This window comes from Streptomyces dioscori (assembly GCF_003024195.1).
GTDB classification, from domain to species: Bacteria; Actinomycetota; Actinomycetes; order Streptomycetales; family Streptomycetaceae; genus Streptomyces; species Streptomyces dioscori.
The window spans coordinates 539,357-555,264 of record NZ_KZ679041.1 but is presented as its reverse complement, the minus strand read 5'-3'; the positions used below and the strand labels follow the sequence as shown (position 1 = coordinate 555,264).

Here is a 15,908-nt window from a genome sequence, read left to right as displayed (position 1 = left end):
CACTTATCCCGTGAACAACTGGGTCGCTTTCTGTACGAGCTCGTACAGACCATAGGCCAGCGGCGCTCCCACCCAGACCCACGCGAAGACGATCAGCGGGCGGCGGTCGGGCACGGGGCCGTCCGCCGCGGCGCCGCCGCCGGACGGATTGCTGTCACTCGTGGACATCGGCGGCCTCCTTCTTCTTCTGGGCGGGGACGTGATGGCGGGCGTCGACGGGCCGGACGAGTTCGTTGGCCACGAACCCGACCGCGAGCAGCCCGATCATGATGACCAGTGACAGTCCGTACAGGGACGCGCCGGATTTGCCGGCCTCCTCCTGCCGGTCCGCGATCCAGTTGACGATCAGCGGTCCGAGGACACCGGCCGTGGACCAGGCGGTGAGCAGCCGCCCGTGGATCGCGCCGACCTGGTAGGTCCCGAAGAGGTCCTTCAGATAGGCGGGGACGGTCGCGAAGCCGCCTCCGTAGAAGGAGAGGATCACCAGCGCGGCGATGATGAAGACGGGCTTCGAGGAGTCCCCGACCCAGGCGATGAGCGCGTACATCAGCGCGCCGACGCCCAGGTAGACGCGGTAGATGTTCTTGCGCCCGATCAGGTCGGACGTGGAGGACCAGCCGATGCGGCCCGCCATGTTCGCGGCGGAGAGCAGCGCGACGAAACCGGCCGCCGCCGACACCGAGACGGGGGTCGAGGTGTCCGCGAAGAAGTCGGTGATCATCGGCGCGGCCTTCTCCAGGATGCCGATGCCCGCGGTCACGTTCATGCAGAGCACGATCCACAGCAGCCAGAACTGCGGGGTGCGCACGGCACTGTTCGCGGAGACCTGGACGCCCTCCAGCGGTGCCGGGGTGCCGTCGGCCGCGGTCTTCGCGGGGCGCGGCACGCGCACGAGCAGCACGCCGAGCGACATGAAGACGGCGTACGTCAGTCCGTGCACGAGGAAGGCGAGTGCGATGCCCGAGCTGTCGGAGCCGAAGGACTCCAGCATCTGCGCGGACCACGGCGAGGCGATCAGCGCGCCGCCGCCGAAGCCCATGATGGCGATGCCGGTGGCCATGCCGGGCCGGTCCGGGAACCACTTGATGAGCGTGGAGACGGGCGAGATGTAGCCGATGCCCAGGCCGATGCCGCCGACGAAGCCGTAGCCGAACACGATCAGCCAGTACTGCTCGGTGGCGGCGCCGAGGGCGGAGATCAGGAAGCCCGAGGAGAAGCAGATCAGGGCGACCGTCATCGCCCAGCGCGGCCCGTTGCGCTCCACGAGTGTGCCGCCGAACGCGGCGGACAGGCCGAGCATCACGATGCCGAGCTGGAAGGGCAGGGCGCTCTGGGTGCCGCTGAGGTCGAGCGCGGACTCCAGGGACGGCTTGAACACGGACCAGGCGTAGGCCTGTCCGATGGAGAGGTGGACCGACAGGGCCGCGGGCGGGACCAGCCAGCGGCTCCAGCCCGGTGGGGCTACAGGGGGACTCATGATCCCGGACGATAGGAAGCGGTTGTTCGGTTGGGAAGGCGCTCCACCCCAACTGGTCGACCGTATGCGGTGAACGGTATGCGCGCTGCGGTGAACGGTCGGTTTCGGCCGACGAACGGTATTTCCGGCCGAACTCCGTGTGTCTACCAAGGGTGTTCGGGAGGCGACCCTCAGCGAGCCCTTGAGCCGGCTCCAACCCGCGCGGGCGCCCACGGATGCCCTGTCCCAGGTGCTGCGCGAACCCTTGCTGCCCCAACTCCCATACTGTAGACAATATTCAGTCGACATGGTTCATCACGTCTCAACGCTGTTCAGCGTCTCCTCGGTACCCTCGACCGAACGGAGCCCTCAAGTGAAAGTGGCAGTTCTCGGCGCCGGTGCGATCGGCGCCTACGTCGGAGCCGCGCTGCATCGCGCGGGTGCCGATGTGCACCTCATCGCCCGTGGACCGCATCTCGCGGCCATGAGGCAGCACGGAGTGCGAGTGCTCAGCCCGCGCGGTGACTTCACCGCCCGGGCCCACGCCACCGACGACCCGGCCGAGGTCGGCCCGGTCGACTTCGTCTTCCTGGGCCTGAAGGCCAACTCGTACGCGGCGTGCGGGCCGCTCATCGAGCCCCTGCTCCACGACTCGACCGCGGTGATCGCCGCGCAGAACGGCATTCCCTGGTGGTACTTCCACCGGCACGGCGGCCCGCACGACGGCCACCGGGTCGAGAGCGTGGACCCCGGCGGTGCGGTCAGTGCGGTGATCGCGCCCTCCCGGGCCATCGGCTGTGTCGTCTACGCGGCCACCGAACTGGCGGGCCCAGGCGTGGTCCGCCATCTCGAAGGCACCCGGTTCTCCCTCGGCGAGCCCGACCGTACGGTCTCGGCGCGCTGCACGGAGTTCGGCGAGGCCATGGTGGCCGGCGGGCTGAAGTGCCCGGTGGAGCCGGACCTGCGCAACGACATCTGGCTCAAGCTGCTCGGCAACATCTCCTTCAACCCCATCAGCGCCCTGGCCCGGGCCACCATGCGGCAGATGTGCCTGCACGGCGGCACCCGCCGGGTCATCGAGATCATGATGACCGAGACGCTCGCGGTCGCCGAGGCACTGGGCTGCCGGGTGGGTGTCTCCATCGAGCGGCGCCTCGCCGGCGCCGAGCGGGTCGGTGACCACCGCACCTCCACGCTCCAGGACCTGGAGCGCGGCAAACCGCTCGAACTCGACGTGCTGCTCTCCGCCGTCGTCGAACTGGCGGAGATCACCGACGTCCCGGTGCCCACACTCCGCACCGTCCACGCCATCTCGGACCTGCTCGCCCTGAGGACCGCCGCATGAAGCGCCGCCCCCTGCCGAACACGAGGACCGCCGTATGAGGAAGCGAGACCGAACTCCGAAGATCTACAACCGACTTCAGTACCCCATGGTCCGTGACTCCCGTGACGAGCCCTTCCGCAGGGCGAGTTGGGACGAGGCCCTGGACCGGGCCGCCCGCGGCCTGGGCGCGGCGCGCGGCGCGTTCGGGATGTTCTCCTGCGCCCGCGCGACGAACGAGATGAACTACGTGGCGCAGAAGTTCGCCCGCGTGGTCATGGGCACCAACAACGTCGACTCCTGCAACCGCACCTGCCACGCACCCAGCGTGGCGGGCCTGTCGGCGGCCTTCGGCTCGGGCGGCGGCACCTCCTCGTACGCCGAGGTCGAGCACACCGACCTGGTCGTCATGTGGGGCTCCAACGCCCGTTTCGCGCACCCGATCTTCTTCCAGCACGTCCTGAAGGGCATCAGGAACGGCGCCCGGATGTACGCGGTCGACCCGCGCCGCACCTCCACGGCGGAGTGGGCCGAGAGCTGGCTCGGGCTGAACGTGGGCACGGACATCCCGATGGCCCACGCGATCGGCCGCGAGATCATCCGGGCGGGCCTCGCGAACGACGCGTTCATCGCACGGGCGACCACCGGCTTCGAGGAGTACAAGCAGCTCGTCGAGCCGTGGACGCTGTCGCTCGCGGAGAAGGTGACGGGCGTACCGGCCGCCGCGATACGGGAGTTGGCGCACGCCTACGCCCGTGCCGAGCGCGCCCAGCTGTGCTGGACGCTCGGCATCACCGAGCACCACAACGGCACGGACAACGTCCGGGCGCTCATCAATCTGTCGCTCCTGACCGGGCACGTGGGCCGCTTCGGTTCCGGGTTGCAGCCCCTGCGCGGACAGAACAACGTGCAGGGCGGCGGTGACATGGGCGCCATCCCGAACCGGCTGCCCGGGTTCCAGGACATCCTGGACCCGGACACCCGGCTGAAGTTCGAGTCGGCGTGGGACACCGTCATCCAGCCGCACTACGGGATGAACCTGACGGAGATGTTCGAGGCCATGGAGGAGGGCTCGCTCAAGGCCGTCTACTGCATCGGGGAGAACCCGGCGCAGTCGGAGGCCGACAGCGAGCAGGCGGTACGCCGTATGAAGGCCCTCGACTTCCTCGTCGTCCAGGACATCTTCCTGACGAGGACGGCCGAACTGGCGGACGTGATCCTCCCCGCGACGGCCGGCTGGGCCGAGACCGAGGGCACGACGACCAACAGTGAGCGGCGGGTTCAGCGGGTGCGGCGGGCGGTCGTCCCGCCCGGTGAGGCCCGCGAGGACATCGACATCCTCTGCGACCTCGCCTCCCGTATGGGACACGAGTGGAAGTACGAGGACTCCGAGGCGGTGTGGGACGAGCTGCGCTCGGTGTCCCCGGACCACTACGGGATGACGTACGAGCGTCTTGAGGAGCATCAGGGCATCCAGTGGCCCTGCCCGCAGACGGACCGGCTCGAACCGACCTATCTGCACGGCAGGTTGTGGGAGTCCGAACCGGCGGCGCGCGGACGGCTCGCGCCCTTCGGGATCGTCCAGCACGATCCGCCCGTCGACCTGACGGACGAGCGGTTCCCCATCCGGCTGACCACCGGGCGGCGGCTCGACTCGTACAACACCGGGGTGCAGAGCGGTGGTTTCGCCTCGCCGATGCGGCGCGGTGAGTTCGTCGAGCTGTGCCCGGAGGACGCGGAGCGCTACGGCGTGGTGGTCGGCGAACAGGTCCAGGTCTCCTCGCGGCGCGGTTCGGTGGTGGCCCCGGTGTGGATCGACACCGCGCTGCGGCCCGGACTCGCGTTCATGACCATGCACTTTCCCGACGAGGTGGACACCAACCAGCTGACGATCGAGGCCAACTGCCCGATCGCGGGGACGGCGGAGTTCAAGGCGTCGGCGATCCGCATCGAAAAGCTGCCGGTCGCAGCTCAGGTGAAGTGACGCGACTCAAGTGAGGTGATGTCAAGTGGACCTGCACTTCGGTGACAGCAAACCGACGGACGAGGAACGGGCGGCGATCGACACACTGCTCGGCCCTCCGGAGTCTTCGTGGGAGGGCGCCGACCGGTCCGACGCCGACCTCAGGTGGGCACGCGGCGGGCGAGAGGCCCGGGAACGTCGTGACCTGCTGTTGCCGGGGCTGCACGCCGTCCACGACCGGATCGGCTGGATCAGCGAGGGCGCCCTCGACTACCTGTGCCGGCGGCTCACCGTGCCACCGGCGGAGGCCTACGGGGTCGCCACCTTCTACGCGATGTTCTCGGTGAAGCCGCGCCCGGCGACGGTCCTGCACGTGTGCACGGACCTGGCGTGCGCGGCGGCCGGGGCATCGGACCTCTGTGCGGGCGTCGAGGCCCGGCTCGGCCTCGGCAGCGGCGTCAGCGTCGAGCGCAGCCCCTGTCTCGGCCTGTGCGAACGCGCCCCGGCCGCGCTCGTGGTCAAGGCCGGGGACCCGGTGCGTACGGCCGTGTCGGCGCCCGCGACCGTCGAGCGGGCCGTGCTCGCGGCGAGCGCACCCGACTCGGCACCCGAGGAACCGCCCGCCGCGCTGGCGGTCCCGCAGGCCGGGGACCCCTCCCTCATGCTGCTGAACCGGGTCGGCGTGGTCGATCCGGCGTCGCTCGACGACTACCGGGCGCACGGCGGCTACACGGCCCTGCGGCAGGCCTTCGCGATCGGCCCCGCCGGGGTCATCCGCGAGGTCACCGACGCGGGCCTGGTCGGGCGCGGCGGCGCCGCCTTCCCCACCGGCCGCAAATGGCAGGCCACGGCGTCGCAGCCCGACCATCCGCACTACCTCGTCTGCAACGCCGACGAATCCGAGCCGGGCACCTTCAAGGACCGTGTGGTCATGGAGGGCGACCCGTACTCCCTCGTGGAGGCGATGACGATCGCGGCGTACGCGGTCGGCGCACACAAGGGCTACCTCTACCTGCGCGGCGAGTACCCGCGGGCGCTGCGCCGCATGGAGCACGCCATCGGGCAGGCCCGTGCGCGCGGCCTGCTCGGGGACGACGTCCTCGGCCAGGGGTACGCCTTCGACATCGAGATCCGGCGCGGCGCGGGCGCGTACATCTGCGGTGAGGAGACCGCCCTCTTCAACTCCATCGAGGGGTACCGGGGTGAGCCGCGGTCGAAGCCGCCCTTCCCCGTGGAGAAGGGCCTGTTCGGCAAGCCGACCGCCGAGAACAACGTCGAGACGCTGGTCAACGTCCTGCCGATCCTCACCATGGGCGCCCCGGCGTACGCGGCGATCGGCACCGGCACCTCCACCGGGCCGAAGCTGTTCTGCGTGTCGGGCAGCGTGGAGCGGCCCGGCATCTACGAGCTGCCGTTCGGCGCGACGCTCGGCGAACTGCTGGAACTGGCGGGCGTACGCGACAGGCTCCGCGCGGTCCTGCTCGGCGGCGCGGCCGGTGGCTTCGTACGGCCCGACGAGCTGGACATCCCGCTCACCTTCGAGGGCACGCGGGCCGCCGGCACGACACTCGGCTCGGGAGTGGTGCTGACCTTCGACGACACCGTGCCGCTGCCCCGCCTGCTGCTGCGGATCGCGGAGTTCTTCCGCGACGAGTCGTGCGGGCAGTGCGTGCCGTGCCGGGTCGGGACCGTGCGCCAGGAGGAGGCCCTGCACCGCATCGTCGAACGGACCGGCGCCGACGCGGCGGCCGACATCACGCTGCTGCGGGAGGTGGGCCGGGCCATGAAGGACGCCTCGATCTGCGGTCTGGGACAGACCGCGTGGAACGCCGTGGAATCCGCCATCGACCGCCTGGGGGCGTACGAATGACCGTGACATCGCTGGGGATCCCCCGCCGTCTGCTGGAGTTCACGATCGACGGCGATCCCGTGCGGGCCCCGGAGGGCTCGACGATCCTGGACGCCTGCCGGTCGGCGGGCAAGGACGTACCGACCCTGTGCCAGGGCGACACCCTCACCCCCAAGAACGCCTGCCGGGTCTGCGTCGTCGAGGTCGAGGGCGCCCGCACCCTCGTCCCGGCCTGTTCCCGCAAGGCGGAGGCGGGCATGGAGGTGCGCACGGACACCGAACGGGCCCGCCACAGCCGCAAGGTCGTCCTCGAACTGCTCGCGTCGTCCGTGGACCTGTCCACCACGCCGGAGGTCGCGGGCTGGCTCAAGGAGTACGAGGCCAAGCCCGACCGGTTCGGCCCCGACGCGGCCCGCGTCGACGAGCAGCCGAGGATCGACAACGACCTCTACGTCCGCGACTACGACAAGTGCATCCTCTGCTACAAGTGCGTGGACGCCTGCGGGGACCAGTGGCAGAACACCTTCGCCATCTCGGTCGTCGGCCGCGGTTTCGACGCCCGGATCGCCGTGGAACACGACGGCCCCCTCACCGATTCGGCCTGTGTGTACTGCGGCAACTGCATCGAGGTGTGCCCGACGGGTGCGCTTTCGTTCAAATCGGAGTTCGACATGCGTGCGGCGGGTACGTGGGACGAGTCGGCGCAGACCGAGACGACCACGGTGTGCGCCTACTGCGGAGTGGGCTGCAACCTCACCCTGCACGTACAGGACAATGAGATCGTCAAGGTCACCTCACCGCACGACAACCCGGTGACCCACGGCAACCTCTGCATCAAGGGCCGCTTCGGCTACCAGCACGTACAGAACCGGGACTGATCAGGACATGGGACGAGTCACGGAACGACGCAAGGTGATCCGCATCCGCGACGGGGTGGTCTCCGCCCGTCCGGACACGCTCGTCGCCGAGGAACCACTGGAGATCCGCCTCAACGGAAAACCCCTCGCCATCACGATGCGCACCCCGGGCGACGACTTCGCGCTCGCGGCGGGCTTCCTGGTCAGCGAGGGGGTGCTGGGCGCGGCCGACGAACTGCAGAACATCGTCTACTGCGCCGGCGCCACCGTGGACGGTTCCAACACCTACAACATCGTCGACGTACGGACGGCGCCCGGCGTCGTCATCCCCGACATCACGCTCGAACGCAACGTGTACACGACGTCGTCCTGCGGGCTGTGCGGCAAGGCCAGCCTGGACGCGGTCCGAACGACGGCCCGCTGGACGATCGACGACACCCACGGCGACACGGCTCCCCCGGTACGGCTCGAACCCGAACTGCTCGCGAGCCTCCCCGACCGGCTGCGCGCGGCGCAGCGCGTGTTCGACCGGACCGGGGGCCTGCACGCGGCGGCCCTGTTCACCGAGGACGGTGAGCTGGTCGACATCCGGGAGGACGTGGGCCGGCACAACGCGGTCGACAAGCTGGTCGGCCGCGCCCTCCAGAACGGCTCCCTGCCGCTCTCCCGCACTGTCCTGCTGGTCTCGGGGCGCGCCTCCTTCGAGCTGGCCCAGAAGGCGGTGATGGCGGGCATCCCGGTGCTCGCCGCGGTCTCGGCGCCGTCCTCGCTCGCGGTCGACCTGGCCGCCGAGTCCAATCTGACCCTCGTCGGTTTCCTGCGGGGCACCTCCATGAACGTGTACGCGGGCGAGCACCGCATCGCTCTGCAGGCCGCGGCCGCCCAGGGCTGACCGGTCTCCCCGCTGCACGGCGGCGGGGCCCCGATCCGGCGGGGAGCGCCCCCTGCGCCGGAGGGGCCCCGCCTCACTCCTCACGACGGTCGGCCGGGCCTTCGGCCTCAGCGGCTCAGCCCGTGTGTACGCTCCACCGTTTCACCATGCCGTCCGAGTGCAGTGTGGTGAGGGTCCCGGGGCCGGGGATCTCGTCCAGTCCGTCGACGATCGGCGTGACGAGGCCGTGGTCGAGGACGGTCCGGGGGATCTCGGGGCGGCCCCGGTAATAGGTGTCCGCGAGAGTGCGGACGATCCAGTCGTCCAGTGATTCACAGATCGGATCCCACGACGACGCCGAGAGCAGTACCGGCACCGGTTCGCCCGCACGCCGGCGACCGAGCAGACCGAGGGTGAGCAGGATCGCCAACACCGTCTTGCCCGCGCCGGGTTCACCGATGGCGACCAGGCGTCCGCCCGGCAACCGGCAATAGCCGTCCGCTAGTTGGGCGGTCATGCTGTCGGAGTCGCCGTCCAGGCGGCCGTCGAGGCGGATGCGAATACGGCCGTCGGCGGTCGACTGGACGGCGGGGTCGGCGGTCGTCCAGGTCAAAGGCAGGACACGAGGGTCACGAAGCCTGCGGGACTTGGCCTCCTCCGCCCACTGGCCCTGGACCTCGTCCGCGAGGGCGTCGGCCTGGCCACCGGGAGAGAGCGGAGCTCCGCTGCCTCCGCGGAGATAGCGGAATCGCCAGGACGGGCCACCTCGTCGGATCCAGCGGTACGAGCGGTACGAGGGCGCCTGCGGACGTCGTCCCAGGAGTCACACAGAGCGGTGGTACGCGGCTGTCTGACGCTCCATCAGCACTCATCCGGAGGTACGCCGCCACAGCCACGTACCCCGACGCCGCCCGTCTCGTTTTCCTGACGACCTCGAACGGGCCGCCATACGGCCCGTCGTCCGGGTAGGAGGCGGTTACTTGGATGCCGGCACGACCCTGTTCGGCTCGTTACTTGCCTGCGTGGGCGTGCTGGGCGCGGCCCTCGTGGCATATATGGGAAAGCGGGGCGAGAACGCCCTGAACGGATTTTCGAGCCTGACCGAGAAGCTGCAGTCCGAGCGCGACCGTCTGGAACGGCAGATCGCCGAACGCGACTCGCGCATCGATGAGTTGGCGACCATGCACGTCGCCGACCAGTCGGAGATCGCTCGCCTCCGCCTCGACATCGACCGACTCGGAGGGGCGCCGTGAGCAGGTTCCAACGGGTGCTCGCCGTGCGCTGGCGCAGCATGTTCCTCGTCTGTGTGCTGATCGCGCTCAGCGGCGTCGCGGTGATCCTGTGGGCGCGCATCGACGCCGGTGACCGCCGGGCCGACGAACTGCGCGCCGAGGCGGACCGGCGCGGTGACGCCGTGTCGACGCTGGCACAGGACGTACGCGCGCTGCGCGCCCAGGTCGAGGCCGGCGGCGGTACTCCCGCGGCCCCCGACCCCTCCGACGCGGTGGACGACCTGCTCGACCGGGTGCGGGTGCCCACCGCGGCCCATGGCCGGCCGGGCGCCAAGGGCGAGCGCGGCGCGACCGGGGCAGGCGGTGCCGGCGGGAAGCCGGGCCCCGGCGGGGAGCGCGGAGAGAACGGAGAGAACGGATCGCGCGGCGAACCCGGGCCGCCGGGGCCGTCCGGTTCGCCGGGACCCTCGGGGCAGCCGGGCGAGCCCGGCCCCCCGGGGGCCAACGGCGCGGACGGCACCGACGGCACGAACGGGAACAACGGCGCCGACGGGGCCGGGGGACCTGCGGGGCCACCCGGTCCCGACGGCGCACAGGGCTATCAGGGCACCAGAGGGGACACCGGGCCCCGGGGAGAGAAGGGCGAGAAAGGAGAGAAAGGGGAGAAGGGCGACCCCGGTCCCGGCTGCCCGGACGGCTACAGCTTCCAGGTGCCCGCGAACGACCCCGACGCGCTGGTCTGCCGGAAGGCCGCGGCCCAGGCCCCGCCCGCCGACCCGTCGGGGATCCTCCCGGTGCCACCGCCGCTGTTCCGGCGCAGGAAACGGCCCGTCAGTTCCTAGGCAGGTGCGGGAAGTTCTCGCGCCACGGCCGTGCGCGCTTCTTGTGAGGTGCCTGGGAGCCCAGTAGCGTCTGTGGCGCGCAGTCAGGACATGGGATGTCCAGATGTTCGGATGTCCAGATGCCCGGGGTGCACGAGATACGTGAGTCGCAAGAGACCCGTGAGTCGCACGGGACCCACGGGTCGCAAAAGACGCTTCAGACGCATGAAGGGCAGGTCGCACCATGCCGTCAAGTCTTCGCGCACGCCCCCTAACTCCTCGTACGGCCAGACCGTGGAGGACCGCCGTCACAGGCGCTCTGACAGCGGTCCTCACCCTCACCGCGCTGCTCGGGCTGCCGGGCACCGGACACGCCGGGATCGCCGCCGACCCCGGCGCGGCGGTCCCGGCCGGCGTGGCCGGCAGGGCCGCCGCGTTCGAGCAGCAGGTGCTCTTCAAGGCCTCCCAGGATCCCGGATACGCCTGCTTCCGGATCCCGGCCGTCGTGAGGACGGTGAAGGGCACCCTGCTGGCGTTCGCCGAGGGCCGGGTGAACGACTGCAGTGACGCCGGTGACATAGACCTCGTGCTCAAGCGCTCCACCGACGGCGGTCGCACCTGGGGCCCACTGCGGATCATCAACGAGGGCGCGGGCGACACGCACGGCAACCCCGCCCCGATGGTGGACCGGAAGACCGGCCGGATCGTACTGGCCGAGACGTACAACACGGGCCGTACCGACGGCGGCAACTGCGCCGTCCCCTGCGACCGCGCCCCGCACATGCAGCACAGCGACGACGACGGCCTCACCTGGTCCGAGCCCCGCGACCTCAGCGACGAGATCCTGCCCGCGCACTGGAACTCCTGGTACGCGACCGGGCCCGTGCACGGCATCCAGCTGACCCGCGGCAAGCACGCGGGACGGCTCGTCTTCGCCGTCAACACCGAGACGTGGGACGGCAGCCACGTTAGCGCCAACCACGCTGCTCTCATCGTCAGTGACGACGGCGGCGACCACTGGCGGATCGGCGCCACCGACTCGTGGCCGATCGCGGCGGACGGCACGTTCCGCCAGAAGCCGTCCGAGATGACCGTCACCGAGCGGGCCGACGGCGGCGTCCTGGTCAGCGGGCGCGAGCAGGACGGCACCGATCTCGGCCACCGCTCGCAGGCGTTCAGCACCGACGGCGGCGACAGCTTCACCTCGCACTTCAAGGCCCTGCCCGACCTCTACACCCCTCAGGTCCAGGGCTCCACCCTTCGGCTGGGCGACCGGATCCTGCTCGCCTGCCCCGGCGACTCGGACCGCCGCCGCACGATGATGATCCGCTCCTCCTACGACGGCGGACGCACCTGGGACAGCGTCGACCGCGGAACGGTCGTCACGACGGACTGGTCCGGCTACTCCGACCTGGTCGGCATCGGCGCCGACACGGCGGGTCTGCTGTACGAGGGCGGCGCCGTGGACGCGCGCGACGAGATCCGTTTCGCCCGGTTCACCGAGGACTGGCTGGCCCCGCGCCGCGGCCCGGACCCGACCACCCCCGACCTCGCGCCCCGCGCACCCGGCGCGGCGGTCCTCGGCGGTGCGACGGCGACGGACGGGATGTTCGGCGGCGCCCTCGCGTTCGACGGCACCGACGACGCCGTACGCCTGCCCTACCGGACCCAACTGCCGCTCGGCAAGAAGGACTTCACCGCCTCGCTGTGGTTCCGCTACACGGCCGCCACGGGTGAGCAGCCGTTCCTGTGGATGGGCGGGGTCGGCACCGGCCAGCCACAGGTGTGGCTGCGCGGCGAGCCCGCGAACAACCGGGTCCAGGGCCTGATCACGGCCCGCGACGGCGCGAGCGCCCCCCGCTCCGCGTCCGTGCGCACCACCGGCGCGTACAACGACGGGCAATGGCACCATCTGGCACTGCGCCGGGGTGCGGGACAACTGACGCTGTTCATCGACGGGACCGTGGCCGGCACGGCGGCGGACGTACCGGGATCGGTGAGCCGCAACGCGCCGTTCGGGGTCCACATCGGCCAGAAGCTGGACAGCCGCGCCCACTTGGCCGGCGCGATCGACGATGTCCGGGTCTACGACCGGGCGTTGAGCGACGGTGAACTGTCCGGGGTGCGCACCGGGGACACGGCGGTGACCGCCGGAACCGTCCTGCGGCTGCCCATGGACCGGGTGAGCGCCAGCCACTAACGTCCCGGGCGTGCCCGACGACACACGAGCACGACAGCGTACGGGGACCGGGCTGGGACTGATCCTGGCCCTGGTCCTCGGGGCCGTGCTGCTCACCGCCCTCCCGGAGGACGACAGCGGGGAGGCCGCCTGCCGCGCCCGTGCGGTCACCTCGTGGGACGTGGACGCCGACGTCACGGAGGAGTTCGCGCGGTACGGGGACGACGCCTCGCGGGCCGACGACTGGACCGGCGGCGACGGTACGCACTCGGTGCGGCTGCCGGACGGGCGGGTGCTCTGGCTGTTCTCGGACACCTACCTGGGCCAGGTGTACCGGCCGCCGAACCCGGCGGGCGAGTCCTACGCCTGGCGGGACACGACCGCGCCGCTGGTGCGCAACTCGGCCGTGGTCATGAAGGACGGGCGACTGCAACGCACCCTGCCCGCGCCCCTGTTCGCCGATCCGGCGCCCGGCCGGTGGCGCTGGCCGGTGGCGGCGCGCGTCGAGCCCCGCTCCCCCGGCTCGTCCGAGCAGGTCGTACGGGTCGTGCTGTGGACCCGTACGACCGGCGCGTATCCGTGGATCTACGGGGTGCCGACCGCCACCGAGGTCGCCACGCTGTCGCTGCCCGGGCTGCGGCTCGAAGGCATCACCGAGGTCCTCGACCAGGGGCAGGTCCGGGATCCGGCGCGGCGGGTGCTGTTCGGCACGACCGCGCTGACCCACGACGAGGACTGGACGTACGTGTTCGGCGGGGACGACGCGCGGGCCGCCGCCCGGCCCGCGTCGAACGCGTATGTCGCGCGCGTGCCCCGGGGGCGGCTCGCGGACCCGGACGCCTGGCGGTACTGGGACGGCGAGCGATGGACCATCCCCTCCCACATGGAGCCCGTACTGAGGAACGGCACGGACAGGGGCGTGGGCAGCGCGTTCACGGTGGCCCGCGACGGGGGGACGTACGTCCTGTTCACGATGGCGGCGGGCACCGAGGGACTGACGACCGTCACCTCGTACTGGGCGTGCTCCCCCACCGGGCCCTGGCACGGGCCCGGCAAGGGCTTCAGCCCGCCGCTGCCGGAGCGGGGGGCGGGCGTGGCGGCGTACAACCCGCAGGTCCATCCGACGATCGGCGGGGGCGGGCTCGTGCTGAGCTACGACGTCAACTGGCTGGACGCGAACGGCGGGGCGACGGCGCAGGCCAACCTCAGCCGGAACGTGTCCCTGTACCGACCGAGATTCGTGACGCTGCGGCTGGGTCCTGGCTGAGGGGCTGCTCCGGCTGCGGTTCCGGTTCGGCCTCCGGGTCGCGGGAGCGGCGCTTGGCGATGACCGCGCAGACCATGAGCTGCATCTGGTGGAAGAGCATCAGCGGCAGCACGGCCAGCGAGGCGTGGGCGCCGAACAGCACGCTCGCCATGGGCAGTCCGGACGCAAGCGACTTCTTCGAGCCGGCGAACTGGATGGCGATACGGTCGCCCCGGCCGAACCCGAGGGCCTTGGACCCGTACCAGGTCACCGCCAGCATCACCGCGAGCAGGACCACCTCGACGGCGAGCAGTCCGCCGAGGCGCAACGGGCTGACCTGGTGCCAGATGCCCTGGACCATGCCCTCGCTGAAGGCGGTGTAGACGACCAGCAGGATCGAGCCGCGGTCCACGTAACCGAGGATCTTCTTGTGGCGTGCGACGAAACCGCCGATCCAGCGGCGCAGGAGCTGCCCGGCCAGGAACGGCACGAGCAACTGCAGCACGATCTTCAGGAGCGAGTCCGCGGAGAACCCGCCTCCCGTGCCGCCGAGGAGCGCCGCCGCGAGCAGCGGGGTGAGCACGATGCCCACGAGGGAGGAGAAGGAGCCCGCGCAGATGGCGGCGGGCACGTTGCCACGCGCCATGGAGGTGAAGGCGATGGACGACTGGACCGTCGAGGGCACCAGGGTCAGGAAGAGCAGCCCGGTGTAGAGGTCGTGGCTCAGCAGCACCGGTTCCAGGCCGCGGGCCGCCAGCCCGAGCAGCGGGAACAGTACGAACGTGCAGGCCAGAACCGTGAGATGCAACCGCCAGTGCCGTACGCCGTCCATCGCCTCGCGGGTGGAAAGACGCGCCCCGTAGAGGAAGAAGAGGAAGGCGATCGCCGCGGTGGAGGCGCCCGAGGCGACCTCGGCACCGGCCCCTCGGGCGGGCAGCAGGGCGGCGAGCCCGACCGTCCCGAGCAGCAGCAGGATGTACGGGTCTATCGGCAGCCAGGACGGCCACTTCAGGCGTTTCACGGTGCTCCGATGGTGCTGGGGTGTGGTGTCACTGGGCTCGCCGGCCCCGGTCGTCGTTCTCCGGACGGGGCGAGCCCTCTCCATCGTCCTCCTCCGATCCTTGATCGGGAATCCGGTACACCGCTCTGACTGTCATCACGCTTCGCGATGACGCGGTAGCCTCGGGCCCGTGTACGACCCCTCGCAGCTGCGTACCTTCCTCGCCGTGGCCCAAACTCTGAGCTTCACGCAGGCGGCCCGGCGGCTCGGGCTGCGCCAGTCCACGGTCAGCCAGCACGTGCGGCGCCTGGAGGGCGCCGCCGGACGGCAGCTGTTCACCCGGGACACCCACTCCGTGGAACTGACGGAGGACGGCGAGGCCATGCTCGGGTTCGCACGCCGGATCCTGGAGGCGCACGAGCAGGCGGCGGCGTTCTTCGGCGGCACGCGGCTGCGCGGGCGGCTGCGGTTCGGCGCCTCGGAGGACTTCGTCCTGACCCGGCTGACCGAGATCCTGGAAGCCTTCCGCCACGACCACCCCGAGGTCGACCTGGAGCTGACAGTGGAGCTGTCCGGCACCCTGCACGAGCAGCTCGCCGACGGACGGCTCGACCTGGTGCTGGCCAAGCGGCGCCCCGAGGACCCGCGCGGCGAACTGGTCTGGCACGACCGCATGGTCTGGATCGGCGGGGAGCGGCTGCGGCTGGATCCCGACCGTCCGGTCCCGCTGATCGTGTACCCGCCGCCGGGCATCAGCCGGGCGCTGGCCCTGGAGGCGCTGGAGCGCCAGGGCCGGTCCTGGCGCGTCGCCTGCACGAGCGGCAGCCTGAACGGTCTGATCGCGGCGGCCCGCGCGGGACTCGGCGTGATGGCCCACACGCGCGGTCTGATCCCGCCGGGACTGGTGCGCGTCCCCGACCGCGCGGGCCTCCCGGAACTAGGTGAGGTGGATTTCGTCCTCCTCCATGGCAGGCGCCACACGGCGGCCCGCGGAGCGGCCGACGCGCTGGCGGCCTCGATCCTGACATCCCCGGACCGCCTGCACCGGGCCCCATAAGGGGCGCGAGCAACGGCGCGGGCCCGCAGCCGACATCGGCGCAGGCCCCACCCCGC

General features: G+C 71.2%; 14 protein-coding genes. 10 read left to right on the top strand and 4 right to left on the bottom strand.

Going from position 1 to position 15,908, the window contains the following annotated elements:
• Positions 1–3 precede the first annotated feature (3 nt).
• The gene (locus tag C6Y14_RS44500; protein WP_199854722.1) at positions 4–168 is read right to left on the bottom strand and encodes an MFS transporter small subunit; all 165 of its coding nucleotides are present in this window, start codon (positions 166–168) and stop codon (positions 4–6) included.
• The gene (locus C6Y14_RS13570; RefSeq protein WP_107016851.1) at positions 155–1,477 is read right to left on the bottom strand and encodes an OFA family MFS transporter; all 1,323 of its coding nucleotides are present in this window, start codon (positions 1,475–1,477) and stop codon (positions 155–157) included. Before C6Y14_RS13570 ends, C6Y14_RS44500 begins: the two co-directional genes overlap by 14 nt.
• 352 nt (positions 1,478–1,829) lie before the next feature.
• Here C6Y14_RS13570 and C6Y14_RS13565 point away from each other — a divergent pair, with 352 nt between their 5' ends.
• The 5 genes from C6Y14_RS13565 to fdhD are packed head-to-tail and all read left to right on the top strand — an operon-like array spanning position 1,830 to position 8,338.
• A complete protein-coding gene (locus tag C6Y14_RS13565; RefSeq protein WP_107016850.1) occupies positions 1,830–2,801 on the top strand; it encodes a 2-dehydropantoate 2-reductase in 972 nt (323 codons plus the stop codon).
• 34 nt (positions 2,802–2,835) lie between these two features.
• Positions 2,836–4,761, top strand: a complete 1,926-nt coding sequence (locus C6Y14_RS13560; RefSeq protein ID WP_107016849.1) for a molybdopterin oxidoreductase family protein — start codon at positions 2,836–2,838, stop codon at positions 4,759–4,761.
• Between the two features lie 25 nt (positions 4,762–4,786).
• Positions 4,787–6,610 carry an NAD(P)H-dependent oxidoreductase subunit E gene (locus tag C6Y14_RS13555; protein WP_107016848.1) on the top strand — a complete coding sequence of 608 codons (1,824 nt, stop codon included), beginning with the start codon at positions 4,787–4,789 and terminating at the stop codon, positions 6,608–6,610.
• Complete coding sequence (locus tag C6Y14_RS13550) at positions 6,607–7,467, top strand: 2Fe-2S iron-sulfur cluster-binding protein (protein WP_107016847.1); 861 nt, start codon at positions 6,607–6,609, stop codon at positions 7,465–7,467. The genes C6Y14_RS13555 and C6Y14_RS13550 overlap by 4 nt, the downstream gene beginning before the upstream one ends.
• Positions 7,468–7,474: 7 nt before the next feature.
• Positions 7,475–8,338, top strand: coding sequence for a formate dehydrogenase accessory sulfurtransferase FdhD (gene fdhD / locus C6Y14_RS13545; protein ID WP_107016846.1), 864 nt, complete (start codon positions 7,475–7,477; stop codon positions 8,336–8,338).
• A 115-nt stretch (positions 8,339–8,453) separates the two neighbouring features.
• Here fdhD and C6Y14_RS13540 read toward each other — a convergent pair whose 3' ends face one another.
• On the bottom strand, positions 8,454–8,930 hold the full coding sequence (locus C6Y14_RS13540; RefSeq protein WP_107016845.1) for a hypothetical protein: 477 nt from the start codon (positions 8,928–8,930) through the stop codon (positions 8,454–8,456).
• A gap of 367 nt (positions 8,931–9,297) precedes the next feature.
• Between C6Y14_RS13540 and C6Y14_RS13530 the strand changes: the two genes are divergently transcribed.
• The 4 genes from C6Y14_RS13530 (at position 9,298) to C6Y14_RS13515 (ending at position 13,816) form a co-directional block, all read left to right on the top strand.
• Positions 9,298–9,570 carry a hypothetical protein gene (locus C6Y14_RS13530; protein ID WP_107016843.1) on the top strand — a complete coding sequence of 91 codons (273 nt, stop codon included), beginning with the start codon at positions 9,298–9,300 and terminating at the stop codon, positions 9,568–9,570.
• Positions 9,567–10,391 (top strand): collagen-like protein, encoded by an 825-nt coding sequence (locus C6Y14_RS13525; RefSeq protein ID WP_225891052.1) that lies wholly within the window; start codon positions 9,567–9,569, stop codon positions 10,389–10,391. Before C6Y14_RS13530 ends, C6Y14_RS13525 begins: the two co-directional genes overlap by 4 nt.
• Positions 10,392–10,614: 223 nt before the next feature.
• Positions 10,615–12,570 carry an exo-alpha-sialidase gene (locus C6Y14_RS13520; protein WP_107016842.1) on the top strand — a complete coding sequence of 652 codons (1,956 nt, stop codon included), beginning with the start codon at positions 10,615–10,617 and terminating at the stop codon, positions 12,568–12,570.
• Positions 12,571–12,580: 10 nt separating this feature from the next.
• The gene (locus C6Y14_RS13515; RefSeq protein WP_107016841.1) at positions 12,581–13,816 is read left to right on the top strand and encodes a DUF4185 domain-containing protein; all 1,236 of its coding nucleotides are present in this window, start codon (positions 12,581–12,583) and stop codon (positions 13,814–13,816) included.
• On the opposite strand, the gene C6Y14_RS13510 is transcribed toward C6Y14_RS13515, so the two are convergent.
• Complete coding sequence (locus tag C6Y14_RS13510; protein WP_107016840.1) at positions 13,755–14,816, bottom strand: bile acid:sodium symporter family protein; 1,062 nt, start codon at positions 14,814–14,816, stop codon at positions 13,755–13,757. The two genes, C6Y14_RS13515 and C6Y14_RS13510, sit on opposite strands and share 62 nt — an antisense overlap.
• A 169-nt stretch (positions 14,817–14,985) precedes the next feature.
• Between C6Y14_RS13510 and C6Y14_RS13505 the strand changes: the two genes are divergently transcribed.
• On the top strand, positions 14,986–15,852 hold the full coding sequence (locus C6Y14_RS13505; RefSeq protein ID WP_107016839.1) for a LysR substrate-binding domain-containing protein: 867 nt from the start codon (positions 14,986–14,988) through the stop codon (positions 15,850–15,852).
• The last annotated feature ends 56 nt before the right edge of the window (positions 15,853–15,908 follow it).

Coding starts and splice junctions, on each gene's coding strand:
- C6Y14_RS44500 (WP_199854722.1), bottom strand. CDS start 168: ATGTCCACGAGTGACAGCAATCCGTCCGGCGGCGGCGCCGCGGCGGAC.
- C6Y14_RS13570 (WP_107016851.1), bottom strand. CDS start 1,477: ATGAGTCCCCCTGTAGCCCCACCGGGCTGGAGCCGCTGGCTGGTCCCG.
- C6Y14_RS13560 (WP_107016849.1), top strand. CDS start 2,836: ATGAGGAAGCGAGACCGAACTCCGAAGATCTACAACCGACTTCAGTAC.
- C6Y14_RS13550 (WP_107016847.1), top strand. CDS start 6,607: ATGACCGTGACATCGCTGGGGATCCCCCGCCGTCTGCTGGAGTTCACG.
- fdhD (WP_107016846.1), top strand. CDS start 7,475: ATGGGACGAGTCACGGAACGACGCAAGGTGATCCGCATCCGCGACGGG.
- C6Y14_RS13520 (WP_107016842.1), top strand. CDS start 10,615: ATGCCGTCAAGTCTTCGCGCACGCCCCCTAACTCCTCGTACGGCCAGA.